This window comes from Streptomyces sp. NPDC001904 (genome assembly GCF_040297005.1).
Taxonomy (GTDB): Bacteria; Actinomycetota; Actinomycetes; order Streptomycetales; family Streptomycetaceae; genus Streptomyces.
The window spans coordinates 108,002-133,639 of the sequence record NZ_JBEOYI010000023.1 but is presented as its reverse complement, the minus strand read 5'-3'; the positions used below and the strand labels follow the sequence as shown (position 1 = coordinate 133,639).

Annotated in this window: 31 protein-coding genes, 1 tRNA gene and 3 pseudogenes; 19 read left to right on the top strand and 16 right to left on the bottom strand. The window is 68.4% G+C overall.

Annotated features, from left to right (window positions below):
• Positions 1–661 precede the first annotated feature (661 nt).
• Both ABT127_RS30185 and ABT127_RS30180 read left to right on the top strand, forming a co-directional pair.
• Entirely contained in the window at positions 662–1,135 is a 474-nt protein-coding gene (locus tag ABT127_RS30185; RefSeq protein WP_351456720.1) for a peroxiredoxin, read from the top strand.
• Positions 1,136–1,568: 433 nt separating this feature from the next.
• Complete coding sequence (locus ABT127_RS30180) at positions 1,569–1,910, top strand: iron chaperone (protein WP_351456718.1); 342 nt, start codon at positions 1,569–1,571, stop codon at positions 1,908–1,910.
• Position 1,911: 1 nt separating this feature from the next.
• Here ABT127_RS30180 and ABT127_RS30175 read toward each other — a convergent pair.
• A pseudogene (locus ABT127_RS30175) lies at positions 1,912–2,128 on the bottom strand (DUF8841 domain-containing protein); the annotation flags it as partial.
• A gap of 106 nt (positions 2,129–2,234) precedes the next feature.
• On the opposite strand from ABT127_RS30175, the gene ABT127_RS30170 reads away from it, so the two are divergent.
• Positions 2,235–2,447 (top strand): hypothetical protein, encoded by a 213-nt coding sequence (locus ABT127_RS30170; protein WP_351456715.1) that lies wholly within the window; start codon positions 2,235–2,237, stop codon positions 2,445–2,447.
• Between the two features lie 60 nt (positions 2,448–2,507).
• On the opposite strand, the gene ABT127_RS30165 is transcribed toward ABT127_RS30170, so the two are convergent.
• Positions 2,508–2,921 (bottom strand): hypothetical protein, encoded by a 414-nt coding sequence (locus ABT127_RS30165; protein ID WP_351456712.1) that lies wholly within the window; start codon positions 2,919–2,921, stop codon positions 2,508–2,510.
• A gap of 82 nt (positions 2,922–3,003) precedes the next feature.
• On the opposite strand from ABT127_RS30165, the gene ABT127_RS30160 reads away from it, so the two are divergent.
• Positions 3,004–3,132 carry a helicase associated domain-containing protein gene (locus tag ABT127_RS30160; RefSeq protein WP_351456709.1) on the top strand — a complete coding sequence of 43 codons (129 nt, stop codon included), beginning with the start codon at positions 3,004–3,006 and terminating at the stop codon, positions 3,130–3,132.
• A gap of 139 nt (positions 3,133–3,271) precedes the next feature.
• On the opposite strand, the gene ABT127_RS30155 is transcribed toward ABT127_RS30160, so the two are convergent.
• Positions 3,272–4,006: a phosphotransferase gene (locus ABT127_RS30155; RefSeq protein WP_351456706.1), complete on the bottom strand. Its 735-nt coding sequence runs from the start codon at positions 4,004–4,006 to the stop codon at positions 3,272–3,274.
• A 275-nt stretch (positions 4,007–4,281) separates the two neighbouring features.
• A tRNA-Met gene (locus ABT127_RS30150) sits at positions 4,282–4,358 on the bottom strand.
• Positions 4,359–4,477: 119 nt separating this feature from the next.
• Here ABT127_RS30150 and ABT127_RS30145 point away from each other — a divergent pair.
• From ABT127_RS30145 to ABT127_RS30135, 3 genes are all read left to right on the top strand, one after another.
• The gene (locus ABT127_RS30145) at positions 4,478–5,449 is read left to right on the top strand and encodes a pentapeptide repeat-containing protein (RefSeq protein ID WP_351456703.1); all 972 of its coding nucleotides are present in this window, start codon (positions 4,478–4,480) and stop codon (positions 5,447–5,449) included.
• Positions 5,450–6,044: 595 nt separating this feature from the next.
• Positions 6,045–6,254 (top strand): hypothetical protein, encoded by a 210-nt coding sequence (locus ABT127_RS30140; RefSeq protein WP_351456700.1) that lies wholly within the window; start codon positions 6,045–6,047, stop codon positions 6,252–6,254.
• 102 nt (positions 6,255–6,356) lie between these two features.
• Positions 6,357–6,728, top strand: a complete 372-nt coding sequence (locus ABT127_RS30135; protein ID WP_351456697.1) for a hypothetical protein — start codon at positions 6,357–6,359, stop codon at positions 6,726–6,728.
• A 70-nt stretch (positions 6,729–6,798) separates the two neighbouring features.
• Here ABT127_RS30135 and ABT127_RS30130 read toward each other — a convergent pair whose 3' ends face one another.
• Together ABT127_RS30130 and ABT127_RS30125 are read right to left on the bottom strand one after the other, a co-directional pair.
• Positions 6,799–6,930, bottom strand: a complete 132-nt coding sequence (locus ABT127_RS30130; protein ID WP_351456695.1) for a hypothetical protein — start codon at positions 6,928–6,930, stop codon at positions 6,799–6,801.
• 122 nt (positions 6,931–7,052) lie between these two features.
• A complete protein-coding gene (locus ABT127_RS30125) occupies positions 7,053–7,349 on the bottom strand; it encodes a hypothetical protein (protein ID WP_351456692.1) in 297 nt (98 codons plus the stop codon).
• Between the two features lie 389 nt (positions 7,350–7,738).
• Here ABT127_RS30125 and ABT127_RS30120 point away from each other — a divergent pair, with 389 nt between their 5' ends.
• Positions 7,739–8,497 carry an ANTAR domain-containing response regulator gene (locus ABT127_RS30120; RefSeq protein WP_351456689.1) on the top strand — a complete coding sequence of 253 codons (759 nt, stop codon included), beginning with the start codon at positions 7,739–7,741 and terminating at the stop codon, positions 8,495–8,497.
• Between the two features lie 307 nt (positions 8,498–8,804).
• Positions 8,805–9,053, top strand: a complete 249-nt coding sequence (locus ABT127_RS30115; protein WP_351456686.1) for a hypothetical protein — start codon at positions 8,805–8,807, stop codon at positions 9,051–9,053.
• A 37-nt stretch (positions 9,054–9,090) separates the two neighbouring features.
• Here ABT127_RS30115 and ABT127_RS30110 read toward each other — a convergent pair whose 3' ends face one another.
• The 8 genes and pseudogenes from ABT127_RS30110 to ABT127_RS30080 all read right to left on the bottom strand — a co-directional run bounded on the left by ABT127_RS30110 (position 9,091) and on the right by ABT127_RS30080 (position 16,293).
• A complete protein-coding gene (locus ABT127_RS30110; RefSeq protein WP_351456684.1) occupies positions 9,091–9,666 on the bottom strand; it encodes a transcriptional regulator in 576 nt (191 codons plus the stop codon).
• Positions 9,667–11,262 carry a helix-turn-helix domain-containing protein gene (locus tag ABT127_RS30105; RefSeq protein WP_351456681.1) on the bottom strand — a complete coding sequence of 532 codons (1,596 nt, stop codon included), beginning with the start codon at positions 11,260–11,262 and terminating at the stop codon, positions 9,667–9,669.
• Positions 11,259–11,507, bottom strand: a complete 249-nt coding sequence (locus tag ABT127_RS30100; protein ID WP_351456678.1) for a hypothetical protein — start codon at positions 11,505–11,507, stop codon at positions 11,259–11,261. The genes ABT127_RS30105 and ABT127_RS30100 overlap by 4 nt, the downstream gene beginning before the upstream one ends.
• A gap of 665 nt (positions 11,508–12,172) precedes the next feature.
• Positions 12,173–12,467 (bottom strand): annotated as a pseudogene (lexA, locus tag ABT127_RS30095) (transcriptional repressor LexA); the annotation flags it as partial.
• A 313-nt stretch (positions 12,468–12,780) separates the two neighbouring features.
• Positions 12,781–13,677 (bottom strand): ANTAR domain-containing protein, encoded by an 897-nt coding sequence (locus ABT127_RS30090; RefSeq protein ID WP_351456675.1) that lies wholly within the window; start codon positions 13,675–13,677, stop codon positions 12,781–12,783.
• 411 nt (positions 13,678–14,088) lie between these two features.
• Positions 14,089–15,372, bottom strand: a complete 1,284-nt coding sequence (locus tag ABT127_RS30085) for an FUSC family protein (RefSeq protein WP_502971808.1) — start codon at positions 15,370–15,372, stop codon at positions 14,089–14,091.
• Between the two features lie 201 nt (positions 15,373–15,573).
• Positions 15,574–15,660, bottom strand: a pseudogene (locus tag ABT127_RS39395) (DUF5133 domain-containing protein); the annotation flags it as partial.
• An 87-nt stretch (positions 15,661–15,747) separates the two neighbouring features.
• Entirely contained in the window at positions 15,748–16,293 is a 546-nt protein-coding gene (locus ABT127_RS30080; protein WP_351456669.1) for a GAF domain-containing protein, read from the bottom strand.
• Between the two features lie 693 nt (positions 16,294–16,986).
• Here ABT127_RS30080 and ABT127_RS30075 point away from each other — a divergent pair.
• The 10 genes from ABT127_RS30075 to ABT127_RS30030 all read left to right on the top strand — a co-directional run bounded on the left by ABT127_RS30075 (position 16,987) and on the right by ABT127_RS30030 (position 23,469).
• Positions 16,987–17,295 carry a gas vesicle protein GvpO gene (locus ABT127_RS30075; RefSeq protein WP_351456666.1) on the top strand — a complete coding sequence of 103 codons (309 nt, stop codon included), beginning with the start codon at positions 16,987–16,989 and terminating at the stop codon, positions 17,293–17,295.
• A gap of 160 nt (positions 17,296–17,455) precedes the next feature.
• Positions 17,456–17,905 (top strand): gas vesicle structural protein GvpA, encoded by a 450-nt coding sequence (locus tag ABT127_RS30070; RefSeq protein ID WP_351456663.1) that lies wholly within the window; start codon positions 17,456–17,458, stop codon positions 17,903–17,905.
• A 5-nt stretch (positions 17,906–17,910) separates the two neighbouring features.
• Positions 17,911–18,624 (top strand): GvpL/GvpF family gas vesicle protein, encoded by a 714-nt coding sequence (locus tag ABT127_RS30065; protein WP_351456660.1) that lies wholly within the window; start codon positions 17,911–17,913, stop codon positions 18,622–18,624.
• Between the two features lie 14 nt (positions 18,625–18,638).
• Positions 18,639–18,905, top strand: coding sequence for a gas vesicle protein GvpG (locus ABT127_RS30060; protein WP_351456657.1), 267 nt, complete (start codon positions 18,639–18,641; stop codon positions 18,903–18,905).
• 98 nt (positions 18,906–19,003) lie between these two features.
• On the top strand, positions 19,004–19,858 hold the full coding sequence (locus ABT127_RS30055; RefSeq protein WP_351456654.1) for a TFIIF alpha subunit family protein: 855 nt from the start codon (positions 19,004–19,006) through the stop codon (positions 19,856–19,858).
• A complete protein-coding gene (locus tag ABT127_RS30050; protein WP_351456652.1) occupies positions 19,851–21,047 on the top strand; it encodes an SRPBCC family protein in 1,197 nt (398 codons plus the stop codon). Before ABT127_RS30055 ends, ABT127_RS30050 begins: the two co-directional genes overlap by 8 nt.
• A 24-nt stretch (positions 21,048–21,071) precedes the next feature.
• Entirely contained in the window at positions 21,072–21,815 is a 744-nt protein-coding gene (locus ABT127_RS39390; RefSeq protein WP_502971805.1) for a gas vesicle protein, read from the top strand.
• Positions 21,812–22,756, top strand: coding sequence for a GvpL/GvpF family gas vesicle protein (locus ABT127_RS30040; RefSeq protein ID WP_351456649.1), 945 nt, complete (start codon positions 21,812–21,814; stop codon positions 22,754–22,756). Before ABT127_RS39390 ends, ABT127_RS30040 begins: the two co-directional genes overlap by 4 nt.
• Positions 22,753–22,950, top strand: a complete 198-nt coding sequence (locus ABT127_RS30035) for a gas vesicle protein (protein ID WP_351456646.1) — start codon at positions 22,753–22,755, stop codon at positions 22,948–22,950. Before ABT127_RS30040 ends, ABT127_RS30035 begins: the two co-directional genes overlap by 4 nt.
• A gap of 132 nt (positions 22,951–23,082) precedes the next feature.
• The gene (locus ABT127_RS30030; RefSeq protein ID WP_351456738.1) at positions 23,083–23,469 is read left to right on the top strand and encodes a gas vesicle protein K; all 387 of its coding nucleotides are present in this window, start codon (positions 23,083–23,085) and stop codon (positions 23,467–23,469) included.
• 349 nt (positions 23,470–23,818) lie between these two features.
• Here the strand turns inward: ABT127_RS30030 and ABT127_RS30025 are convergent, their stop codons facing one another.
• Together ABT127_RS30025 and ABT127_RS30020 are read right to left on the bottom strand one after the other, a co-directional pair.
• On the bottom strand, positions 23,819–24,778 hold the full coding sequence (locus ABT127_RS30025) for a hypothetical protein (protein WP_351456644.1): 960 nt from the start codon (positions 24,776–24,778) through the stop codon (positions 23,819–23,821).
• A complete protein-coding gene (locus tag ABT127_RS30020; protein WP_351456641.1) occupies positions 24,775–25,638 on the bottom strand; it encodes a sigma-70 family RNA polymerase sigma factor in 864 nt (287 codons plus the stop codon). The genes ABT127_RS30025 and ABT127_RS30020 overlap by 4 nt, the downstream gene beginning before the upstream one ends.

Here is a 25,638-nt window from a genome sequence, read left to right as displayed (position 1 = left end):
CCGGACTCGGGTCGCACGGCCGCGGAGACCAGTTCGGCGATCGCGATGGCCGCGTACCCGGCGAGCAGTCCGCTCAGCGCGCCGAGAGCCAGGCGTTTGACGCCGCGCAGCGGCCTTGGTCGTGCATCGTGGTCCATGACCGGAATCCGTTCCGTACATGCGAGCGGATTGGTCCCTCACACCATCGAGGTGAGGAGCCCAGTTCCATAGAAGTAGCAAGATTCGGCCTGCGGCTGACGGCGGCAACTGGTCCTGCCAGGCTGGTTCCGCCAAAAGGCCCAACACGAAAGCGCTTCGAGGTCACACACGACTGATCCGCCACGATCCCCGCCGCGGTGGAGTGCTGATGCCCGTCGAGCCTGGAATCCGGAGCTGTGCTACCACAGGTGCCGCATCATGCCTCCGCGCAAATGGGCAGTGTGCCCATGTGTCTCGAGGCTGGAACGACCACCATCTGAGCAGTGGCGATGGTGAATCCAGCGCAGAGCAGGTGTCGTTCCACACGGCTGGCTTGTAGCGCCGAAGCGGGCCAGCGCCACCACGGTCGATGCCTCAAGCTCGCCATGCGCACTTGCCCTCCCCTCCCGAACTCCCGTCCCCTACCGCCGAGTAGGATCAGACTCGTCCGTTCCGTGCCCATAGCAAGCAGTCGGGAGTCATCGTGCCCGCTTCATCCCGGGTCCAAGTCGGTTCCGTAGTCGAGGACTTCACCTTGCCCGACGAGACGGGCACACCCATGAGTCTTGCCTCGCTGCTGGCCGAGGGCCCGGTGGTGATGTTCTTCTATCCGGCTGCCATGACGGCCGGTTGCACGGCGCAGGCCTGTCGCTTTCGTGATCTGACGGCCGAGTTCGCGGCGGCTGGCGCCCGGCTTGTGGGCATCAGTTCGGACGAGGTCGAGCGGCAGCGCGAGTTCGCACAGAAGCACACCTTCGGGTTCCCATTGCTGTCCGATCCGGAGGGTGTGGTGCGGCGCCAGTTCGGTGTGGCCCGCGGATTCGGTCCTCTGCCCACCAAGCGAGCCACGTTCGTCATCGGCACGGACCGACGCGTACTCGAAGTGGTGCGCAGCGAGTTCAGGATGAGCGCCCACGCGGACCAGGCACTGGCGGCCCTGCGCAAGAACGCTTCCTGACGACCGGTCACCTAACGGCCTGTCCGACAGGTCGGGGCCGGGCGCAATGTCAGTGGGCTGGGCTGGATTCGCCGCCCATGGACTCGGAATCTCTGCTTCAGCATCCGAGTGATGAACTCGACGCGTTCCGTGCATGTCTCGATGGTGATCTGTCTGTTCCAGTCGAACACTGCGGCGCGTGGACGCTCCGCGATTTGGCCGGGCACCTGGCGAGTCTCGCCCAGCCGCAGCGAGATCGCAGCCATGATCTTGAACAAGCGGCCGCTGAGGCACACCTTCGACGGCTGGCAGCACTACCGGACGCGCCGCGGTCGGCTCGTCCCGGCCCCGCAGGTGACGGCCCGGCCGCCGGCGGAGAGCAGAGGAGGCCAACGGGCCCGGTCGGGCGGCCGCGGTACGGGCGGCGAGGGCGTGCTTCCGCAAGACTGGACCTGTGAACCCTGAAGTGCAGGCCTATGTCGACGAGATCCCGTCCGAACACCGTCCCCTCTTCGATCGGGTGCATCGGCTGATCCTGGAAGAGTCTCCCGAGGTCGACCTCGTGCTGTCGTACGGGATGCCGACGTACAAGGTCGGCAGCCGGCGACTGCATGTCGGAGCGTGGCAGCACGGAGTCTCGCTCTACGGGTGGGACCAGGACCGCGCAGCGGGATTCCTCTCTCGCCATCCCGGTCTCGTCAGCGGGAAGGGAACGATCCGGCTGCGGGCCGACGAAGCGGCGGAAGTCACCGACGACGAGTTGAGCGGTCTCCTCCGCGGCTCGCTGGAGGCCTGACAGCGTCCTTGCCCGGACCGGACAGCTTCGGGGCCCCGAGCTTCACCTCCCTTGAGCGGCCAGTCCACCAGGGACGGCAGGGACTTGGCGGGCACGTCCAGGACCAGGCCGCCGATGCAGTACGCCAGCACCTGCCTCTAGACCTCGACGACCGCAAGCGGTCCGTTCTCTAACCACGGGTCGGTGCCGCCCGCCGGCGTGTTGGCGGGGCCGCCTTCCGCCCGCCGGAGCGGGCACACGGCCCGCGGCGACCCGCTCACGGCCGCATCACAGACTGGGGAAACCCGACCCCACAGCCAGGGTGCCGGCGTCACGCTCATCTGCGTGACCAACCCACTCAAGCGCCATCACAGGCAAGAAGGCCGGCACACACCCAACCTGTGGCCGGGCTGGCTCGTGGCCCCTGCCGCACTGATACTCGTCGGCGCTCTCGCCTTGGGCCTCTCCCACGGCGCCGACGCCCTCCTGACATCCGAGAACACCGGCAAGAAGCCGGTCAGCGTCCAGGACGTCTCCTACCGCCTCGCCAGCACCTGACCACGCGCCGAGGCCGCGGCCGGCTAGGTTCCGCTGGGAGCGTCGGCCGCTGCTCCAGTCTCAGGGGAAGCTGGCCGACGACCCATCGGAGCGAAGCAGGGCCCGCAGCTCGTCGGGGGTGACGGGCCCCGGGTCACGAACGGGCAAGCCGACGTCGGCAGGCCAACTGGGACGGAAGCATTCGACGAAGTCTGTGAAGTCGGTCCGCAGATACCGAGAGTCGGACGGCTTCAGCCGGATCTGCTGGCGGCTGTCTGCCCACCAGATCTCGAAATCGGCAACCGTGCCCTCCGCGGGCCAGTCTTCGCCCTCGCTCGGCAGCAGCAGAACGTCGACAAAGCCTCCGACGCTCAGGCCGATGTCCACGAAGATCCCGATCGCACCAGGCCTAGGAACCTTCACCACGGTGCCCTTGAAGACCTGCCCAAAGCGCAGGTCTCTCCGAATCCGCGTCCACTCGGCATCTGTCACCACGAACAGATCGTCGCACCTTCGTCCGTCTGCCTCAGCGACACGGCACTGCCGTCAATTCTCGTGAGCATCCGCGAGCCGGCTGATGACCAACCGCTACCGAAACTCATCGGCTGTGAAACTCGGGCAGTGGCTCACCAACACGCGCCGCAGGACCGCCACCCTGAGCCCGGACCGGTACGCGGCACTGGACCAGCTCGGCATGCGCTGGTAGCGGGCGGCGGCCGCACAGCGGCCACGACGGTCAGTAGCGCGGGCCGGCTCAGTCTCGGCCCTCCGAGGTGCCGCGTCCCGCCGCGCGCGGCGAGCGCCTTCCTGCACCGGGCTGTCCGCCGTCGTCCGCGCGTATCGCCTCAGCCCAGGGCGTGTTCCAGGGCAGCCCTGTGCCAGGTGGTCCACCGATAGGCAGCTTGGACCTCGCCCACCACCCCGGCCTCGCGCAGGCGAACCATCGCGGGTTCGCCTTGATCCGCCGCGTCTGCGATTCCACGCCAGCACCGGTCCTGCCACCACAGCACCGACGCCACCAACTCATCACGCTCGGAGAGCCCGTAGGCGTCGGCGATCAGCCGCATCCTCCGGCCGGCGTCGGCAGGAGCGGCATCGGGACCGAGGCGCAGGTACTGCCAGCAGACGTGGGCAACATCGTGGATACGATCGCCGGGAGCGGCCAGATCCCAGTCGATGAACCCCACCGGCCGGATGCCGTCAGCTGCCGGCCGGTAGACAGTGTTCCTGGGCCCCAGGTCGTTGTGACACACCACCTCCGCCGTACCGGCCAGCACGGTCCCCGCGGTCAGGTCGTGGAACTGCCGCACCAGTTGGGCTACTGCGGCCAAGCTCTCATCCGCGTACACACCTGCCGGCTGCTCCGCCTCCCAGGCCACATGGCCCTTGAGGTAGCCGAGCACCTCCCGGCCCTGGCCGTCCAGACCAAGATGACGAGGCGCCCCACCCCAGCCACGCGCCTCGAACAGACGCAGCAATGCCGCGACGAAGTCCGCCCGACCTGACACAGGTCGCCGCACCGTGTCCCCGACGCGGACGACCCGGTTGATGAACCCTCCCGACAGCGGAACCTCAGTCATCCGCCCAGACTGCCAGAGCACGGCAACTGGCGGCCTACCACCCGGATCAGACCGTTTGGAACACGGCTGCAGCGCGATCCGGCGTGGGAAGGGACGTGGGAAGGGCCAGCGGCGGTGCAGGTGAGCCGGGTCTGCTAATCCTGCCGGGCGAGATCATGGAGTACGACGGGGAGCGGATGCGCATCGTCGGCCGCCCGGCGGCCCAGCCCATCGCATAACACGGCGCCCACACGCGACCGGCCCCCTCGATGTGATGGTCGAGGGGGCCGGTGCGTTGGTAGCGGGGACAGGATTTGAACCTGCGACCTCTGGGTTATGAGCCCAGCGAGCTACCGAGCTGCTCCACCCCGCGTCGGTGAACGCCACCCTACACGCCGCGGCGCCGCGGTCGGCGCCGTCCGGGAGAGCGCTGCGCCGTCCCGGCCCGGCGGAACCGTAGGCGGACCGTACGCGAGGACAAGGGGGGCGAGGGTGCCGGACGCGGATGCTTCCGTGCTGACCGGGCGGGTCTACCGGTCGTGCCGGGCGGGGATTTCGGCGGTCGTCCGGATCACCGGCGACGGCCAGGAGGTCGGCACGGTGACGGTCGTCGATGCTTTCACCGCGGCCGGCCACGCACAGTCCAGCCCGCCGCAGGAACTCCACGACGTCCGCGTCGGAGTGCGCGAGGCCGAGGATCTGCCCGCGCGCAGTCACCCGCCGGCCGCCGGTGCGGGACGGCGGGTGCACGACAATCGGAGCGCTCGCCATGTCTCCAGGATCACGCCGTGCAAAGCCCCCGTATCCGGGCCAGCGCGCAGTCTTCGCCGGAAGCAGGCAGACACACAACTCGGCCACGAGCAAGCCGCCGTCCGGCTTGCCGGCGTCTACGCCATGGCCCGCCTGGCAGACGACTGGTCCGAACAACGACAGGTCTGCGTCAACGTCCTGTGCGCCTACCTCCGCATGCCCTACACCCCGGGCCTCACCGAACCCGGCTTCAAACACCCCGAACGCGAAGTCCGCCTCACCATCATCCGCACCATCCGCGACCACCTCCAAAACCCCACCACGACCACCACCTGGTGCGGACTCGACCTCGACCTCAACGGAACCACCTTCGACGGCGGCGACTTCAGCAACTCGATCTTCTCCGGCGGCATGGTCGACTTCACTGGCTCGACGTTCTCCGGCGGCACCGTCAACTTCAGCCGCTCGACGTTCTCCGGTCGCGCGATCAACTTCAGCCGCACGACGTACTCCGGCGGCACGGTCGACTTCAGCCGCACGACTTTCCCTGGCGGCACGGTCAACTTCAGCCGCTCGACGTACTCCGGCGGCACGATCAACTTCAGAGCCTCGAGGTTCTCCGGCAGCACGGTCAACTTCGTTGATGTGGGCGTCCATACGGCCGCCAGCATCAACTGGGGCCCCTTCCCCACGATCGCCGTCAACGAGCCCTGACCATCACCGCCCACTGCTCAGCGCGCGGTTCGCCGGCAGGCCGCGGTGAGCGCCGGATCCACCCCTGCCTGCTTCGACCACCCGCACACCACACCCAAATCGGCGTACGTCGCCCTGGGCCGGGGAACGACCGCGCGGTGACGGGACGTCGTCGCCGGTGGGTGCGGCGCGGCCGGCCGGACGACCGTGCGGCGCCCGGCGGGCGTACCCACGACCGGCGCGCCACGGTGGCTGGCCTGTCCAGAGGGGGCGGCGCGGCCGGTGCGGAGTCAGCGTCCTTTGCTCCGGTGCCGGATGCCGGGCGTGCCGCTTCTTCGGCGTGCGCGGTTTGGCGGTGGCCGTGTCCACCAGGGCCTCGCAACGGACAGGACGAGGAGGAGACGGCGCATCCGGTCAGCCTGCCGCGGGTGGAGCAGCGGTGGATGCTGCACACGCCCGCGACCACCGGCACGGATGACGACAGCAACTGTGCTGGCGTCCCCCATCTCTGAATCCGACCGGCCGGGATCGCCTGCGGCATCCGACGGCATCCCATGATCACAGACCTCGGCGCCATGCGCCGTATGCCCGCTTCATGCGGCCGTAGGATGCGCGGGTGACTGATCACCGCCGCACCCTCGGCACCGGCCCGCGCGCGTCCCTACGGGCCGTCCAGGCGGACCTCCTGGCGCAGATGCCCGGCGTCGATCTGCCGGACATCGACGAGCTGCGCGCCCGCGGAGTGCTCGGCGGCCCCCGCTTCTCCGTTCCCGCGGGGCGGCGCAAGCTCGGCGGCGCAGACGCGGCACGGAGCCAGGACGCCTGATCCGACCGTGCCCCGCCTGATGGGGCGGTCACGTCCGGGTGATCTGCGGCGCGGCTGCGTGACTTCGGCCGGGCCACGGGCGGTTGAGCGATCATGCGAAAGATGATGATCAAGTCCGCGATGGTGGCCGTCTCCGCGGTGATGCTGCTCGCCCCCTCTTCCTCGGCGATGGCGCCGGTCGAGACGCACGGCGGATTCGGCGGCGTGCACATCGACGTGTGGGGCTCGGGCACCCACGTGAAGTCGGTGCGGGCCTGGGCAAAGGGCGCGACCCGGGGCGAGCGGTTCCGCGCGTACGTGATCCACGCGCACTCGGAGACCCGGGAGAACCTGTCGGGATGGCGGCTGGCGAAGCGCCACGGCGGGATGCACTCGGTGACGTGGGCCCCGCACGCGGACTACCGCAGCGGCTCTCTGCTGTGCGTGGAGTCGTCGAAGCGTCGCGCGGCGCCCTGCGCGACGATCCACAGCTAGGACGACACGACATGGCAGCGGCCGCTGTCACCTGTTCGGTGACGGCGGCCGCTCCCGTGCTGAGACCGGTTCAGGGCGCGGAGAGAAGGAAGATGATCTCTACCTCGCCGGGCTCCAGCACGTCTTCGGGATCGCGGACGCGGTAGAGGACGATGATGCGGTCGCCGGTGTCGGCGACGGGATCCGTGGAACGCCGGCGCAACTCGGCGCTCTGGATGAGCTGGCGGCTAGCTACGATCCGCGCTGAGCGAGCAGGTCGTGAACGTCCTTGTGGGCGGGATTCCTCGTAGAGGCGGGGTGGGACGGTGACGTGCCAGGGCTGGGTCACGCGGCGGGCCCGTGCTGGCGGAGGTAGGTGTGCTGCTCGGCAACGGAGCAGGCTTCGGAAGTCCCCGCGAGGCATGCGGCGATCGCCGCGGCAACCTCGGGGCGGGTCGCGAGCACGATCGTCGTGCGGTACTTGGCGACAACGCGCGCCTGCTCGGCGCCGAACGTCGCAGCATCGAATTCCGCGTTGAACGCGGCGACCTCGACGGATCGATGACGGCGAGGGCGACATGGAGCGCGTCGGGGGTCTGCGGGCTGTGGGCCTCCAACCGGAGCGTCCGGCCAGGCGCTCACCACCTCAGCGTTCTGAAGGCGGGCCGGGCAAGCCACCGTTCAGGGTGGCCTGCCCGTCGAGAATGCCCAAGCAACACCTGGTGTAGATGCAACCTTTCTGCATGATCGCTACGAAGCACAGGGCAGAGCCCGTGCACCCGGACCCCGTGCACGGGCTCGCCTATGGCATCTGTGCCCCGCCACCAACGCAGTCACGGCAAGCATGCCTGCCAGGGACGATGACAGTCCTGCGTCGTGCGTACAGGCTCGTTGCTGTGCAGTGAGAGTGGCCAGGCAAGCATGTTCGGTGTGCCGCTCAGTGGGGTACCCCGAACTTCCCCGTGCGGACGTTCGGATGTCCGATGGCCCCAGACCCAGGCCTTAACTTTAAAGAGGCCTTTATGCGTGTCATGACCACGGAACTGTCTGCTCTGTATGTGCGACTGGTGGAACAGACTGCGCGCGCGTCCCTTGATCCTCGCGCCACCCTGGCTGTCCTGGCCGAAGGCGGCCGGCTGGTAGGGGGCGCCTGCGGCGCCATCACCTGCTACCTGCCCCCAGGCACCGCGACCGTTCACACCGTCGGAACCAGCGCCGAACTGCAGAGCCTGGCCGTCGACGCAGCGATCTGGAACGAAGGACCGAGTGTGGGAACCCGCCTCACGGGCCGCTCCTTGCTCAACCTCGACATGACCACGCAGCCCGTCCGGGTGCGCTGGCCGCACTGGACACCCCGCGCCCTCAACCTCAAGCTGGCCATGGTCACCGCCCTGCCCCTGATGACGGGGCCGCTGACCGAGAGCAGTGCAGTTCTGCAGCCCGCGGGCGCCCTGGTTCTGCTGGACTCCCCCGACACATGCTTCGATGAGGATGCGCTCACCGATCTGCGGGATCTGGCTCGCACCGCCAGCCACCTGCTGTCCCTGCAGACCGAGCTCGCCCATCAGCGCTCACTGAGCGGCCAGTTGCAGCACGCTCTGCACAGCCGCGTCCTCATCGAACAGGCCAAGGGCATCCTCGCTGCCCGCCGCCACATCACCACGGACGCCGCCTTCGCTCTCCTGCGCGGCCATGCCCGCTCACACGGCCTGAAGATCGCCCTGGTGGCCCGCGCTGTCATCGACAACGGTGGCATCCTGCCCGCCTCCCACCAGCCGGTCGATGACTGAACCACAGCAGTGAGCTCTCCCAGCGCCGAGATCGTCGGGTTCGCGGGACTGGTGGCAGGGCCGCGGACGGTCGTGGTGAAGTTACGGGCTGGCCGTCGCGTGTACTCACATCCCCGGTCGGCAGCGTCGTCCCTGGAGATGGCGGCCGACGGTGGCCGTGCGGCGGGTGCGCCCAGATCTGCTGTGAGGTACCGACCGGGCGGGCCAGGCGCCGCTGCCCGCACCCCAGAGCTGCACAGTCCCACACGTTCGGGTTTGATTACGGCATCGCGTGACGCGGCTGCGGTCACGAGTAAGGGGGAAGGGGATGTTCTACTTCGGTGGGCTGGCCGTGGTGCTGTTCATCCTGGCCATCATCTGGGCCGCCCTCGGAGTGCATGGGCTGTTTCTCGGCCGCATGCCGGGGCGCTGGCTGCAACAACAGGTGCGGCAGCCGCGGGTGTGGGGAGCGGGCGCGCTGCTGATGCTGCTCAGCTGGAACGCGAACTCACCATCACTCCTCGCTGTGGGAATCGGCCTCGTCGCACTTGGACATGTCATAAAGCCCACGCGATAACTCCGCTGACCGGAAGCCCCCAGAAGTCGGAACAAGCTCAGGCGGCGAAGCCGATGTTCATGACGTATTCGTAGGCGCCGTAGTCGGAGCCGAGGTCGGCGGTGATGTCGTCGAACCAGGCAGCGTCCATGGCCTCGTCGTCGTCGGCCGCCCACGCCTCGACCATCCGCTCCCAGTTCCGCACGTTCAGGGTGCGGAAGGAGACCGCCCGCACGTGGGGGCGGTTCACCTGGGACTGGTTGAGCGGGTGGAATTCCACGCGGGTGCCGCGGCCGTCCTTGTTCAGGCGCTGCAGCAGGTGACGGGCCACGTTGTGGCGGCGCACCTGCAGGTAGGCGGCCTCGAGCTGGGCCAGGCTCTTCTTCGACGGGGCCGCCTTGCCCTCGGCCCACCGCTTCAGGGTGCGGTCGGTGACGTTCAGGCCGGCCGCCCGGGCAGCCGTCTTCGCCCGCTCGGAACGGGTGAGGTAGTGCAGGCGGGCCAGCATGCCACGGCGCTGGGTGACAGGGGTGGCGATGAACTCCACCAGCGCATCAAGCTGCCGGGCCGCAGCCTCGTAGCCCTTGACGCCCTGGGCACCGAACTTGCCGAACTCCATGTTCCTGTCGGGCACTTACTCTCCCCCTCCAGATTCTGAGACCGGGGCCGGGGCCGGGTGGGCTGCGGAGCCTGCAGTGTAGAGGTCCTTGACCTTGACCTCGGCCACACCACGACCCTCGGGAAGGATCGTCCGCCACTCCCCGATGACGTGGAGCTCGTCGGTACCCATCGCACGGACGACGGTCAGACCCTCTTCGTGGGCCTTGAGGGCCTTCATCCACAGGTTGGCGAAGGCCTGCGAGCGGATCAGGTGCATCCAGTCGGGGCGGTAGAGCTCCCGGTTGTAGTTCGACTCCCCCATCGTGGACACGAACTTGGAGTACATCGCCTTCACGTACTCCAGTGTCACCTCGTCGCCCTCGGCGATCGCGGTGTCCCGGGCGTCCTTCAGTGCGATGCGGAACTTCTCCAGAAGCCCCTCGGTCGCGCCCGAGGTGTAGGACTCGTGGATCTCGGGCGGCTCGCACAGCCCGTACTTCGGACCCGACAGACGCTGCAGGAGCCGCAGCGTCGGCTCCGTCACCCAAAGCGGACCGGGCTCGTCGCGCTGCCCGATCGGGTTCGGCAGCACGTCCTCGTGACCCCAGTGCGGCGGCGTGATCAGGTGCACGCCCGCCCGGCGGCGGTCGTGTCCGACGCCGCCGGCGGAGTGCTCCAGCTGGCCCAACGGCAGATGCGTCTTCAACGCGGACAGGTACGCGCCGTTGATGTCGAGCGCGGTCACCTCGTGCTCACCGGGCGGCAGTTCGGCCCGCGTCCACTTGGGACGGGCCTCCCACACCTGATCGGCACCGTGAGAGCTCTGCTTCTTCAAGATGTCCGGCATCCACGGGTGCGCGATCACGTCGTAGCGGCCACCGATACGCGTGGCGTCCAGCAACGCCATCGCGTCCGGGATCGCCTTCTTCACCAACGCCGCAGTGGCGCTCTCGACGTCGCCCTGGTGCTCGGCGAGCGCGGCCTGGACCGCCTTGCCGATCAGACCAGCCGACTCGTCTGCGGGCTGGAAGGCGCGGCGCGTCGGCGGCTTCGGCCGGGCGGCCGTGTGACCCTGGCGAGCCGGTCGGGTACCGGTCGAAGTCCTCGGTGGCCGCGCGGAGGCGGGCTCCGGGGACGGGGTGGGCGCAGTGGCTTCGGCGGTTGGGGCCGAGTGCTGGCAGTCGGCTGCGTCCAGGTGCTGCGGGAAACCCGCGACGCGATGACCGGCCGGAGCCCCGCACAGTACGCACGGCTCCGGGGCGGTCAGTGCCTCGACGTCGTCTGCATCGTCGTCGTTGTCTGCGGGCTGGCCGGATGCGGATTCGGGCTGTGGGTCGGACGGCGTCTCGTCGGCGGCTGGAGCCGAGGGCTCGGTCGGCGGCTCTTGGCCAAGCTTCTGCGCAAGGCCGTCCAGGAGGTAGGCGTACCGGGTGCGCGTCTCGCCGGACGGCTCCCGGTCACCCGTCTCCCAGGCACTCAGCGTGGAAGGACTCACCTCGAGCGCGCGGGCCACCTGCGCCTTGGACAGACCGGCCTGCTCACGCAGTTCACGCCGCACCTCGGCCTCCGGGAGGTCGGCCTCGGGTGCGACGGAGGCGAGCAGGGAGTCGATCGCGTCGAAGTCGCTCACCGGCGGCGCTCCTCGGCCCGCTGACCACGTCGCCGCTCGGCCAGCTCCGGGGTGACGATCTCCTTCACCCGCTGCTGCCCCCAGCCGGTGATCTCCGCCGCGCGACCGATCCGGCCGTGCACGGGACGGCCCGTCACCGGATCACGTGCAAGGAACGTACTGAGCGCGGCGGTGAGGCGCTCCTCGGCGACCTTCAACGCGGCAACCGCGGCGGCAAGTTCACGCTCGTCATCTACATCCGGCACAGCATCATTGTCTCAATTTTGCGGACTAAGGTCAAATTGGCGATCATCCTCAATATTGCGACAGGTACCTGATCCACCCCACCCGGCAGCTGATCCTGCCAGCCCGACACACTGCTTCCGCTCGTCCGGGCAACGCTCTCTGCTTGCGCAGGGAAGGCGAGTTGAGCGACCCTGGCTGCCTGGCTCCCAGCCCCGAGCCGACCCTGAGGCCGGCTGGAGCCGTATCGCCGACTGCACGGCTCCAGCCTCCGCCCTCCTGACATGACCGGTAGGCACGGCAACTCCCGCAGCCCTGCCCCCATGCCAGGAGGGCACCTCACACGCGGGACCGATGGGAGAGCACCGGTCCCGCGTGCCCCCGGTTGCCGCCGCCGCAGCGGCGGCAACCGGGGGATCCCATGGCGTCGACGCCACAGCCCGGGCAGGACCGGCCGTGCAGGGGAGCTCAACGCGGCCGGCACTACCCGCTCCCAGGCTCCCCCGAAAAAGCCGCTCAACCGGATCGCGACCAGCGCATTTCCTCTACGCCACCAGGCCACACACCTCGACCCAAACCCAACCCCGCTTCGTGATGCATCGCGCAGAACACAGCCACGAGCGGCCATGCACCGCGCAGAGCACAGGAGTGGCAACGTGGCCCACGTGAGGTATGAAACGCGTGTCGCGTAGGCCGGGTTCTCCGCCATCAGCCACACGTGCGCGCCGTCGCGCTTGAGCCGTTTGACGGTCGCTTCGCCGTCGAGCATGGCGGCGACGACTTCGCCGGTCTCGGCCTGGGCCTGGGCGCGCACGACGACGGTGTCGCCGTCGAGGATGTGGGCGCCCGTCATCGAATCGCCAACGCAGTCTCAGGGCGAACACCTCACCCGAGCCGACCAGTTCCCGCGGAAGAGTGAGCACGCTCTCGACGTGCTGCTCCGCGGTGGTCGGAACGCCTGCGGCGATGCGGCCCAGCAGTGGGGTGTCCACGGTCGGGCCCGCGACGACTCATCAACAACGGCCCGGGGCGGGGACGCTGGAGCCGGATCGGATTCCGGCGGCGTTCAGGACGGCTTCGCCGATCGTTTCCGCTTCAGTGTGATCCGCAGTTGCGGGCGTAAAGCCTTCGAGCCAAGTGGCGAAAAGGATGCCGCCCGGGCTCACGAGAGGCGGTGCTCACAACCGATACCTGCGACCTGTGAGCAACTCGATCGCCCGCTGAATCGCAGGGTGGTCTGCCTTCCCAGGCAGTGTGCTGCGAAGCCGCAGGGGATTGTGATGAAGTTGTTCCGCATCAGGCGCTGTTGGCTCGGGCTGACTGGTGGATGTGTTCCAGTGCGTCCAGAACGATGGTCTGCTGGTGCCACGCCAGCCAGGCTCCCACCAGGTGTCGTAGGCGCTCGAGTTCTTCCAGCTGCTGCTGGGGCAAGGGGTCCAAAGGCTCGTGGTGATGACTGGAGATCACGCCCCGCACCACGCAGTCAGGTCCCGGCAGGGGGACGCTGTGGCAGGCGCGGCTGCCGGCATCTAGAAGGACCTGGCGGGTCTCGTCGTCAAACACGGTGGTGGTGTGCATGTTCAGGACGGTGACCTGCTTGTCGGAGACGGCCGCCCGGGAGCAGGAGGTGCCGTCCTCGACGAAGGCGAAGAAGTCGCGGAAGGCTTGTGTATGCCCGTGCTGCTGCTCCATGCGCAGGACGCCACTCTCGTACAGCTGGACGTTGCCCATGGCCCCTCCGGTCACCTGCAGCACGCGGCGCAAAGCAGCCGAGAGGACCTCGCCCTGGTTGCGCGGGTTGGGTGCAGGTGTGCCGATGGCAGTCAGTGGTGGGGCGGGGCGGGCGGTCCTTCTGGGAAACCAGGAGGCTGCGTCCGGTGCTGGGGCTCGGGTGTCGGCCAGTGCGGCAGCGAGCTGGTGCAGCTTGACGTTCATCCGCTGCGACGCCTGCCGCATCAAGGCGAATGCTTCTTCCGGGTGTGTCAGCCGGTACCGGCCCACCAGTAGGCCCTGAGCGTAAGAGACACGGGAGCGCGCCAACCACGCGGCGTTCAGGCTCGCTGCCTGCTCGCGCAGGCTTCCCATTAGGTCGAGCTCATCCTCTGCGGACGGGTCGGATTCGATCTCCTCGTCCCGGCTTGCTTTTTCGGTACTGGTGCTGGTGGGGCCAGCAGGGGGGTGCTGAGAGTGCACGGCAGCCTCCTTGAGCGGCCGGGTCGTGGACAGTTGCATGGCTGTCGCATGGCGAGACGGCGACCACTTGTGTGTGGTCGCCGTCTCGCCATGCGACAGAGGAATGCCTGCCTTCCGAAGCACTCCGGCACAATTCTACCCGCGGGAATTGCTGCTCATGGGACCGGGCGGCGGAGTCCTGCCATGGGGGTGCTTCACCCGACATCGTGTTGGTGCGTGTGAGGGCTGCCTGCTTGGGAACTGGACCGGGACGACGTTGTGCGTCTGCAAATCCTCCGGAGGTCGGCAGCGTCGAGGCTCTCCCGGTTGAAACCACAGCCGGGAGGGCCGAACGGCTCCTGCGACCGTTGCGGGGGCTCAGAAGATCCCTCGCATCGCCGGACTTGCTGCACGCCGAAGCAGATCAGTCCCTTACATCTCAGCGGTGTCTTTGAGGACGTCGCAGGTGTTCTGGAACTCCTCCATCAGGCGCGTGGCCTCGACGATGAGGACGCCGTAAGGACGGGACGCATCAGCGAGCGGCAGCTGGCTCTTGTCTGCGGCATCGAGAACCTTCTGCAGCGCTTTCTGGGCGGTGGCGGCCAGCTTGCACATCTCATCGGCCTGATCGGCCAGAGTGTCGCTGTCGAGTTCCGCGATGACCTGCGCGATGTCGCGCAGGCTCCCCGCGAAATCGGCGTAGGCGGTCAGGGCCGGGCCGTAGGTGTAGGTGTTCTCGCTGTCCCGCCAGCGTCCGAGGCTGCGGGTCAGCGAGGCCAGCTGATAGACCGCGCGCTCCATGGCGCTCAGGCTCTGTCGGTAGCGGGTGAAGGTGAGATAGCTGCGGTGGGCGGGCAGGAAGCGCCGGGGATTGAGGGACACACTGCTCTCCGCCATCTCGAGGCCGGCCCGGGCCTGTCGTACCGCGGCCTGCACCCGCTCGCCGGATGCGACCCAGCGGTCAGCACGGTCGGCATCCACGTCTCCGCTGCACAGACCGTTCGCCATGTCGTCGAGGAGCGACACCATCTCGCCGGCCAGGGCGTGCAGCCCTTGCTCGGCGCTGCGGTAGCGCAGCGGCGGTGCGATGGAGAGGTTCACGACCATTCCGATGCCGCAGCCGATGAGCACCAGCACGATGATCTGGCCCAGCTGGGCGACTCGGTCGCTGTTCGTGGCCGCCGCGGCGTAGGTGGAGAACGCGAAGAAGGCTGCTGTGGCGACCTGTGAACGCTGCTCCCCCAGCGCCTGCCACTGCCCCAGGCTCAGGGCGATTACGGCGACGAGCGCAAACGCGAACAAGTCGGGACCGGCCGTGAATCCGATCGCAGCTTGCACCGCGACCCCGACGACGACCGCCGCGATGTAGCGCAGTGTCTGCCACACCGATTTGGATACCGTCACGTTCATGGTCAGCACTGCCGAGAACGGTGCGAATGCCGGTGACGTCGCGTTCAGGAGGTCGTGCGCGATCCACCAGCTCAGGGTGGAAGCGAGCACGCACTTACCGATCAGCAGGATCGTGTTGCGCTCGTGGCCGGACGCGTTCCACGCCCTCTGGAGCCAGGCCTGTCCCCTGCGAAACCAATCCACCACGCGCCCTGATTTCCTCTCGCTGCTCGGCCCTTCGGTCAAGGACTTCGACACGACAGGTAACCCAAGCAAATTCGAGCAAACACTGACGTGATTTCTGCAGCAGCCGATGGCGCAAATCATCGATCGATCGTGTTGAGGCTGCTGTACCACCCCGCTCACATGGCGGACCGGGGAGCCGAGAAGGCGAGCCGGTTCGCCGAACGCCTCTGCGGCGCCGGGAGGCGGACACGGTATCCAGCGCCGGATCACAGCCCGGCCAGCTCTTCTGCCGGCTTCCGGGACGGGACGGAGGCTGGGCGCCGCCTCCTGCACGAGCAGTGCGTCCGCTGCCGCCGGCTCCTCGGCGACGGTGCGCGAGGCGGTCATGATGTACAGGGTGTAGGTGATGTCCTCGAGCGCGCGGGAGGTCCTGTCGTCTGGGCACTGCTCGTAGGCGAAAGCGCGCTATGGCGTACTGAGCGAGCAGGGCACGCGCGGCGGAAGGTGATGGGGTGATCATGGATGCTCCATGGGAAGAGGCGGCACCCCGAACGGGTGTGGCAGCCGTACTCGTGAACGCCTGTTATCCCTAGCGAGCATCCGAGTGCCCCCACACCCGTGGTCAACAGAGAGGTCAGCCGCGCGACCTGGGCCGCAGCGACGAGGCCCGGGTGGGGAGGTGTTCCGTGTTCGGGACGATGGCCCACCGGTACCAGAGAGCCACACCGAGAGCACCCCGGCCAAGGATTCCAGTGCTGCCCTCCGGCTGTCGGTCAGCCGGTGTCCCGGCCGGCGATGGTGGACGGTGATCGCACCCACGCTGGTGCGGCCGTCGTGGAGGACCGGCGCGCCCAGCTGGGCGCGACTTCCCGTGACGAGCGCCGCGCGTCCCGCAGGTGAGGTTCCGTCGTTCCGATCGGTGGCGAGGTCGGCTACGTACACGCTCTGCGCCTTTTGGCGTGCGCAGGCACGGGAAGGGACAGCGGATCCTAACCTCGGCCACCTCGCTGTGATACTCCGCTTCCAGCCCGGTGTGCCCTTGTCCCGCGCCGTGTCGGCCATGATCCGAGCGAGCCGTTCGCCCGGCACCTCGGTCGGGGCGTTCCGCATCGCTCCCGGCTTGTCGACCCGCACCGCGAGGTCGTCGAGCGGCGGGATTTGCCGTGGGAAGCAAGGGAGTAGAACCCTCGATCATCGATACCCGTGCTGTGGCGGCGGCCGCGACGATGCCGCGTACTCGTTCTTCGAACAGGCATCGAGGCCCGGGGCCGCCATGAGCATCCACAAGCTCCGTCGCCGGCTGCCCGACCGGCGCGCGCAGCGCGCCCCGCACCGTCGCGACATGCCGGCCGATGGAGCGGTGGCACGGGTCCGCATGGTCCCCGCCCGTCACTTGCAGGCCGTCGGCGCCCTCCACGCTGGACGCCTTCGCCCGCTCTGCCGCACACGAGCACAACGCCACATGGGTGTGATCCTCTCCCTCGGCGCCAGCTGCGCTCGTCTCGTGTGCCATAGGTCACCTGGAGCTGTCGGCGTCGGATGTAGCAGGTAGGCATAGCTTCCCGCTCGGGCGCCGCATGGGTCGTTGACCGGAAGAACACTCTCTGTCACTACGTTCTCGCCTCCACATCCAGCCTCAGCCTCAGAAACTTTGCGGATGCACCGAATACAGGTTTCAGCCCAGGGCACTCAGGCTGGAGCGTCACCACAACGGAGGCGCCCTGAACAGAAGTACAACGGATTGCGGTTTTATCCATGGCGCCATCACGCTCCGGGGAATTCGATGAACGAAGGCCCGAGTCCACGAAAATAGACCCACGGTCAGCACTGCGGGCCGCGGCGATCCAGCTGTCCGAACTGACCGGCCGTGAACCTCACTCCGTTTCCTCTCTCCAGCCCGCGGGCGATGGATGGACGGCGCACGTGGAGGTGACGGAGATCGAGCGGATCCCCGACACGGCAAGCGTCATGACGACCTACCGCGTCGACCTGGACAGCGACGGACAACTGCTGGGCTACGAACAGACGCAGCGCTACTCCAAGGGGCAGATCGACCGTCGCTGAGGAGCCCGACGGCGGCTTGTGCGAGGCACAAGAAACGTTGCTGAACAGCAGTTTTCTACCGACGACCCGACAGGGCCGGCCACTGGTTCCTGGTGGCCCGCACATGTTCCTGTCGCCGGTCCGCATGCATGTCTCCCTGCGATCGAGGAGCTGACCAGTTATGAGCGTTGTCCAGCAGAGCAGTGCGCCGGCTACGGCCCAAGGGGGTGGAGGAGGCGGAACCCTCTACGACGTTCTCGAACTCATTTTGGACAAGGGCCTTGTCATTGACGCGTTCGTCCGGGTGTCCCTGGTGGGAATCGAGATCCTCAAGATCGATGTCCGCATCGTGGTGGCGAGCGTGGATACGTATCTGCGATTCGCCGAGGCGTGCAATCGCCTGGACCTCGAATCCGGCCGAAAAGCCCCGAGCCAACTGACCGATCTGGTAGGCGACATGACAGAAAAGGGCGCCAAGGGAAAGTCAAAAGGGGCGCTGACGGGCGCAGTTGAGGCGTTCGCCGACTCGTTTGCTAATGGCAAGGAGTCTGATGCGGACGAGGAGCCCGAGCCCCGGCCCCGCAAGGCTTCCGCCAGCCGCCGTCCCGCTCCGCGCCACCGAGAGGACTGACCAGCATGTCGACATACGTCTACGCCATCACCCCTGCCGAGCATCCACTCCCGCTCGACGACCTGCACGGTGTCGGGCCCGAAGGCAGCGACCTTCGCGTGATTCGCGCCGCAGGTCTCGCAGCGGTGGTCAGCACCGCTCCCGAGGGACTGCGGGCCAAACGCCGCGACCTGGCCGCACACGATGTCGTCCTGCAACGGCTCATGCCCGACGGTGCGGTGCTGCCCCTGCAGTTCGGTCTGGTGGGACCAGATGACGACGCCGTCGCGGCGGCCCTGGTCGAGAACCAGGACAGCTACCGCGAGCGTCTCGCTGCCCTCGACGGCCGCCTCGAGTACAACCTCAAAGTCGCACGCGATGAGGACGACCTGCTGCGCGAGATCCTCACAGGCAGCGCCGAGGCACGCCGCCTGAACGAGGATTCCCGCAGCAGCACCGATGCCCAGGGCGCGAAGGTCCGGCTCGGCGAGTTGGTCGCGCAGGAGATTCAGGAACGGCAGCGCCGCACCGCCGCCGAGATCGTGGGCGCGCTCGCGCCGACGGCGGTGGACAGCGCGTCGGCTCAGGCACCCGAACCGCACTTCCTCAATGTGTCGTTCCTGGTGGAACGGGACGAGGCCGCTTCCTTCTCGCAGGCCGTCCACGAGGACGCCGAGAGTCGCGGTGATGCCTACATCTACCACCTGCACGGCCCACTGCCTGCATACAGCTTCGTTTGAGGAGGGTGTCCACCATGGGCCTGTTCGGTCAACTGGTGACGCTGCCGCTGGCCCCGGTGCGCGGTGCGCTCTGGGTCACCCAGCAGCTGGCTGACACCGCCGAGCGACAGTTCTTCGACCCGGCGCCGGTCAAGCGCGAGCTGATCGCGCTGGAACAGGAGCTGGTCGAGGGGCGCATCGGTGCCGAGGAGTTCGACCGCCGCGAGGACGAGCTGCTCGATCGGCTCGAAGAACTCGAGGCGCAGCAGCGGCGCATGGCCGCAAACGGCAGCACCAGCTGACCGGCTCGCCCGTCACTTCGGCCCCTCAGGTTCCGGCACACCTGCACATCAGCTCACCGATACACCGTTTTGAACATGACCAGCGAGGTGCTCACCACATGATGTCCAACGCCAAGATCGGCACGGCCCTGGTCGGGGGCTATCTTCTCGGCCGCACCAAGAAGGCCAAGCTCGCCATCGGGCTCGGTATGTTCCTGGCCGGCAAGAAGCTGAGCCTCGACCCGCAACAGCTCCTGAAAATGGCCAACTCCAGCCCACTGCTCTCCGGCCTCAACGAGCAGGTGCGATCCGAACTGGTGGGGGCGACCAGGACGGCCGCCACGTCGGCTCTCACCAAGCGCGTTTCGCGTCTGTCCGACTCGCTTCACGAGCGCACCCGCAGCCTCTCCGACCCCGGGGCGGTAGCGGAGGAGACCTCGGAGTCGGGCAAGCGCGCCAAGAAGACCACGAAGGCGAAGGGGTCCACGGCGCTGCGGAGGGTCACCGGTACCAAGGCCGGTCGCGATGGTGACGAGGCATGGGACGGGGACGACGCCGAGCTCGAGTACGACGAGGCGTCGGAGTACGAGGACGTGGACTCCTACGGCGAGGACGAGAGCGACAACCGCGACGACCTGGATGCGGCCGAACTCGAGGACGACCAGGACGAACCCGAAGAGCAGGACGATCAGGAGGATGTCGAGGCAGAGCGCCCGACGGCCCGGTCCCGTGAGCGCTCCCGATCTACAGGGACGGCGAAGGCGGAGCCCAGGAAGTCCACGGCGTCCCGCCGCCCGGCCACCGGCTCCTCCTCCGGATCGACGTCCCCCGCATCGCGCAAGCAGACGTCGGGCTCCGCATCCTCAGCCACTGCGGGCGCGCGGAAGAAGACCTCGGCCCAGCGCGGCACGAAGTCCGTCGGCACCTCCCGCACGGGCGCCGGCCGGCAGCAGAAGGGGGACGACCGTGGCTGACTCGACCTTCACGCAGATCAAGAAGAGCGTGGCTGACAATCCCGCCACCGACCGGCTCAAGAGGGAGCTCGTCGACTACGTCGAGGCCCGGGCCCAGCACACCGTCAGCTCGCTCGGCCACAAGCTCGGCGAGACAGCCGCACGGCTGGGCGACGGCGGATCAGGCGGCTCCGGTGGCCTCATGAAGTCCCTCACCAAGGGCGGACAGGCTCTGGCCGAGGGAAAGTCGCCCGCGCAGGCCGCGCTCGCCGCCGGGACCTCGCACGTCAAGGATGCGGTCACCGACAAGGTCAAGGGCCTGTTCGGCAAGGGACGCAGGTCCGGCGGCGGCAAGTCGAAGTCGGTCCTCATCAGCGAAGACATCGACGTCGGTGTGCCGGTCCGGGAAGCGTACGACCAGTGGACCCAGTTCCAGGAGTTCAGCACGTTCGCCAAGGGCGTCGTGAGCGTGGAGAAGGCCGACGACACCACCAGCAACTGGACGGTCAAGGTCGCCAAGTCCACCCGGAGCTGGAAGGCGAACGTCACCGAGCAGATCCCCGACGAACGCATCTCCTGGACCACCGAGGGAGCCAAGGGCACCGTCAAGGGCGTCGTCACCTTCCATCGCATCACCGACAGCCTGACGCGGGTGCTGCTGGTCCTCGAGTACTTCCCCAAGGGGCTCTTCGAGAAGACGGGCAACATCTGGCGGGCTCAGGGCCGTCGCGCCCGCCTGGACCTCAAGCTCTACCGCAAGTTCATCATGATGCGCGGTGAGGCCACCGACGGCTGGCGCGGTGAGATCCGCGACGGCGAGGTCGTCGTCGACCACGAGCAGGCACTCGCCGACGAGGAGAGCGACGAGCCGGACAGCGCGGACTCGACGTACGACGGCGAGGAGTACGAGGGCGAGGAGTACGAGGGCGACTACGAATACGACGACACCGCGGACGACGCATACGACGACGCCGACTACGGCGTGTACGACGACGACAGGCGTGCGGAGACGCTCGACGACTTCGCCGACGGCGAGGAGGACATGGACTCCCACGACTACGCGGACGACGAGTACAGCTCAGCGGCCCGCGGGCCCGTAAGTGACGGTGAGCGAGCTGGCCGCTCCGGCACGCGCGCGATCGCCCATGGCGACCAGGACCGCGACGAGGCGCCCGCTCAGCGCAGGCGCGTCGCTGCGGCGCGTCGCTGACCGACCGACAGGAGGCGTTGACCCTTGTCCGAACCATTCGCCGCTCGCACGGGCGGCTCCGCCGCAGCAGCGTTGTCCGACCGGCAGGGATCGTCGGCGAATCTGGCTGACATCCTCGAACGTGTTCTGGACAAGGGCATCGTCATCGCCGGTGACATCCAGATCAATCTGCTCGACATCGAGCTGCTCACCATCAAACTCAGGCTGCTGGTCGCCTCCGTCGACAAGGCGAAGGAGATGGGCATCGACTGGTGGGAGCACGACCCGTCGCTCTCGTCGCGCGCGCGACCTGCTCGCCCTGAGGTGACCGAGGACGGGGAACGGCAGGCCGTGGAGATCGAGCGCTTGCGGGCAGAAGTGGCCCAGCTGCGCGCGGCCCAGGCCCTGCCGTCCCCGTCTCCCGACCAGGCGCTGGATATGCCGGATCCAGCCGCGGCCGATCCGCGAGCGCCCGAGAGGGCAGAGGTGCCGGCGACGGGCGTGGCGGAGTACCGCGAACCGGTACCGGCACGCAGGCGGAACGGCGACAGGCATGCCACCGAACCGGACGCGGAGCAGCGCCGTGGTTCGGCGCGCAGGCCCGCGCGACCGTCCACACAGCGCCCGCCCCAGGACCGGACGCCTGCGGAGAACGACGAGACCCACGGCGCGCCAGCCAGGCTCCAGCGCAAGCGTCCGGTCCGCAAGAACGCCCCCGCAACCGAAGAGCGATCCGACGCCGGACCCGTCCGGCGGCGTCCTCGCAAGGAAGGAGATCCGGATCAGTGACCCATCTCAGCAACGGCCGAACAGCTGGGCCTCCCGGCTCCGATTTCTCCCCATCGGCCCCCACCCTGGTGTACGTCTTCGCCGTGGCCCAGGACAACGAGACACTGCAGCAGCGCGTCCTCGAACTCGACACCTTCTTCGGGTCACCACGTCTGATACGCAACGACGACGGGCTGGCCGCCCTCGTAGCTGATGTACCGCGTGCGGACTTCGAGCCGGGCGTCGTGGAAGCACAGCTGGAAGACCTGGACCGCTTGGAGGAGTTGGCCCGTGCACACCACGAATGCGTCGAGACCGCGGCAGCCTTCAGCACCCTGCTGCCGCTGCGCATGATGACGGTGTACGTGGATGAGGCCGGGGTCCTCGCCATGCTGGACGACCGCGCCGGCACGTTCCGCCGGGCGCTCCATCTTCTCGCGGAACACGTCGAGATGGGCATCAAGGTATACGCTGATCCAGACGCAGCCCAGGAGTCTCTTGCCACGCCTGGAGCCACTCGCCCGCACAGCCCCGGCCGGGATTACCTCAAACGACGACGCGCTCAGCGCGACCGGCACGCCTCCACCTACCGCGCCGCGGGCGAGGCAGCCCAACACGCACACGCCCGCGCCACCGCGTTCGCCCGTGCTCACGTGTCCCACCGCCTTCAAGGCACCGAACTCACCGCGCGCCGCGAACAGAACCTGGTCAACGACGCCTACCTGGTGGCGCGAACCGACCTCGCAGACTTCGCTGCCGCGGTCACCGCATCGAACGGAACAGCCCCTGGCGTGAGCGTCGAGGTCACAGGCCCCTGGGTGCCTTACTCGTTCACGGAGTGGGCACAGGCCAATCACACCGGCCAAGAGGCGCGTGCCGCAGGAGGCGACTGCGACAGCGGTCCTGCCGCTCCTCGGGAGGTGGCCACGGCCGCACACCGGCTCGACCGTGATCCGCTGTGACCACCGTGGGTTTCGAGGACAGTCTCCCGGCAGGACGAGAAATCGCTTTGATCGACCTCCTCGACCGCCTGCTGACCGGCGGAGCCGTGCTTACCGGCGACCTGGTCCTCTCCATCGCCGACGTCGATCTCGTACGCGTCAACCTGCGCGCGGTCATCCACTCGATCACCCCAGACAGCCCCTCACCCTGGTGAATGAACAGCCCGCCACGCACGAGCGCGTGCGCCGCGCAAAGGAGAACGGCTATGCCCGCCTGCCCCACACCCCACGACGCCGACACCGCGCATCCCGTGGGCGGTGCCGACGGCGCGCAGCCGAAGAACTCCATGGCGTCGGCCGACGACCGACTGGCGGAGGTCGCGCAGTCCGCGGCTGACGCGTTCGGCCTGCTTCCGGCGGGGCCGGAGGCAGACGGCCGAACGGCGAACGGGCCGGCACGGCGCCTGGAAACCGATCCCGACACCGTCGAACGCGACCTCATTAAGTTGGTCCTGACCATCGTGGAACTCCTGCGTCAGCTCATGGAACGCACCGCGGTCCACCGCGTCGACCAAGGAGACCTCTCGGAGGACCAGGAGGAGCGAGTCGGCATGACCCTTATGATCCTCGAGGACCGCATGACCGAACTATGTGAGCGCTACGGCCTCACGATGGGCGACCTCAATCTGGACCTCGGCCCTCTGGGATCGCTGCTGCCGCCAGCCCACTCCTGAATCGCACGCTGGCGCACGGACCGTCCCTCTGGCCGTCACAGGCAGCTCCCCGCGTGGGTGACGATGCTGGTGGCGCCGTGTAGCCGTCCAGCAAGAGGCGATCGCGCAGATCGCGGGCGAATGCCTGTCAGCGGGCCACGCCGTCCGATGCGACCAGAGCCCTTGCCGTCGTGGACACCTTCGGCGACGCGCGCTCGTCGTTCTTGGTGTGGGCAAATCCGATCCGGCCCAAGGGTGGCGGCGAGGTCGCCGAGCTGACGCCTCCCGATGGTGACTGGTACGGCTTGCGGCAGCGCCGCCTCGTTGTCCGCTGCCGCCGCGCATCGCTGGTGGCGTCGCACTACCTGGCTCAGCCTGCTGCGTGGACCGCTGTGTCACCGGGCTGGTCAGGCGTCGGGGGGTTCCTGCCTGCGGGGTCGGACGTGCCGCGGGGACGGCGCGGCAGCCACGAGCCTGTCGGCTCGGCAGATTCGCCCCCGGATCGGCTGGAGCTGGGCGCGGCGATTTCTCGGCTGGTAGCTGGATTCCGCACCGGGCCCTCGTCTGAGCGCGGAGGTGGCGCCTGCGCCGGGCTGCCGGAGTGCAGCTCGTCGAGGACGAGGTCGGTGATCTGGCGGGCGAAGTCCTCTCCGGGTAGGGGGATTTCGAAGTCGTGGCGGAGGTAGCCGACTCCGACTGCGGTGGGGAGGTAGTCCATGAGGCGGGTGACGGCGAGGCTGCGTGTGCGGCGGCCGGCCAGGTGGCGCAGTACCCGAAGGACGGTGGTGGGGGCGGCGCCGGACAGGCGGTGGTTGGCCGGGGACCACTCGTCTTGGTCGTCCGCTGCGCAGGGGTAGTTGTCGGTGTGGGCGGGGGTGGCGATGGCATCGGTCTGCTGCTGCCACCAGCGGGCCAGGACGTCTTCGCCGGCGGAACGGTGGTGGAGGTAGAGGCAGTAGGCCGCGGCGCTCTGGCCGGCGCCGGCCGCGTACTGCCACCAGAAGCGGGCGCCGTCGTCGGTGTCGGTGAGCTGCAGGACGCAGGCCAGAACGAGGGCTCCTCGTGGGCCGGGCAGGTCTTCGGTGACGAAGTCGACGACCTCCTCGGCCGTGGTGCGCGATACGACCGTCTCGCACAGGGTGCGCAGGTCCTGATCTGCCTCGGCGGCCTCCGGCCTGGCTCCGTGGGCCGGGCCCGGGCGCTCGCCCGGTCCGTGGTCGGGGTCCGGGAGAGGGGTGGTCGTGGGGACGATGTCGGCCGGCACGTGGCGGTCGCGTACCAACAGAGCGCGGGCGAGGATCTCTTCGATGGTCGACGTCGTGGTGGTCACGATCGGTTCCCTTCCGAGTGGGGCGGCGGGCAGCGCAGGAGGCGGGCGAGGACCTGGGTGGCGTAGCGCTCGTCGGAGCGGACGCTGGCGAGTGGGACGCCGAGCAGGCTGCTGACGGCTTCCTCGTCCAGGCCGCCGAGGGAGCGGAGCACCATGACGTCGAGCTGGGAGGCGGGCAGGCGGCTCATGGCGCGGTAGAGGTTCTGGGTTTCGGTGAACTGCTCCACGGCGCTTTGGGCGTGGTCGGGGCGGTTCAGCCGGGTCATGGCGACGGTGTCGAAGGCGGTGTGGCCGAACTGGGGGCGGTTGTCGATGTGCGGGGTGCGGCGCATCACGGTGGTGCGCAGCACGTCCCAGGCGTAGCGGCGGATGTCGGCGCTGGCCAGGGCCTGGTTCCAGGACAGCCACAGCTGGTCGTAGGTGTCGCGGACCGCGGCGCGGTGCTGCGGGTCGGGCAGGAAGACGCCGGCGTAGAAGTGGTAGTTGTCGTCGGTCAGTTCGCGGAACGCTGTGTGGTCCACCGGGGGCTGGAGCTGTGTGGTGGGGGTTCTCTCCTGATTCCAGGTGGTGGGGGTTTTCAGGCGGATCGCGGGGGCGGCCTGCATCCAGAGCCGGTAGAGCGGGACGGTCGGGATCGACAGTGCGGCGGCCAGTGACGCCAGTTGGTCCCAGCGCGGGTAGAGGCGGCCACTGAGTAACTCGCTGATCTTGGACTTGGCCATGTGCAGCTGGCTGCTGAGCACGCTCATCGTCAGCGTCGAGCGGAGGTAGGCCTCGCGGGTGGGCTTGAGCCAGGCGCGGTGGTCGCTGCTGCAGTCGTCGACGATGTCGCGCAGCGGGCGGCCGGGCCGGGCGGGCAC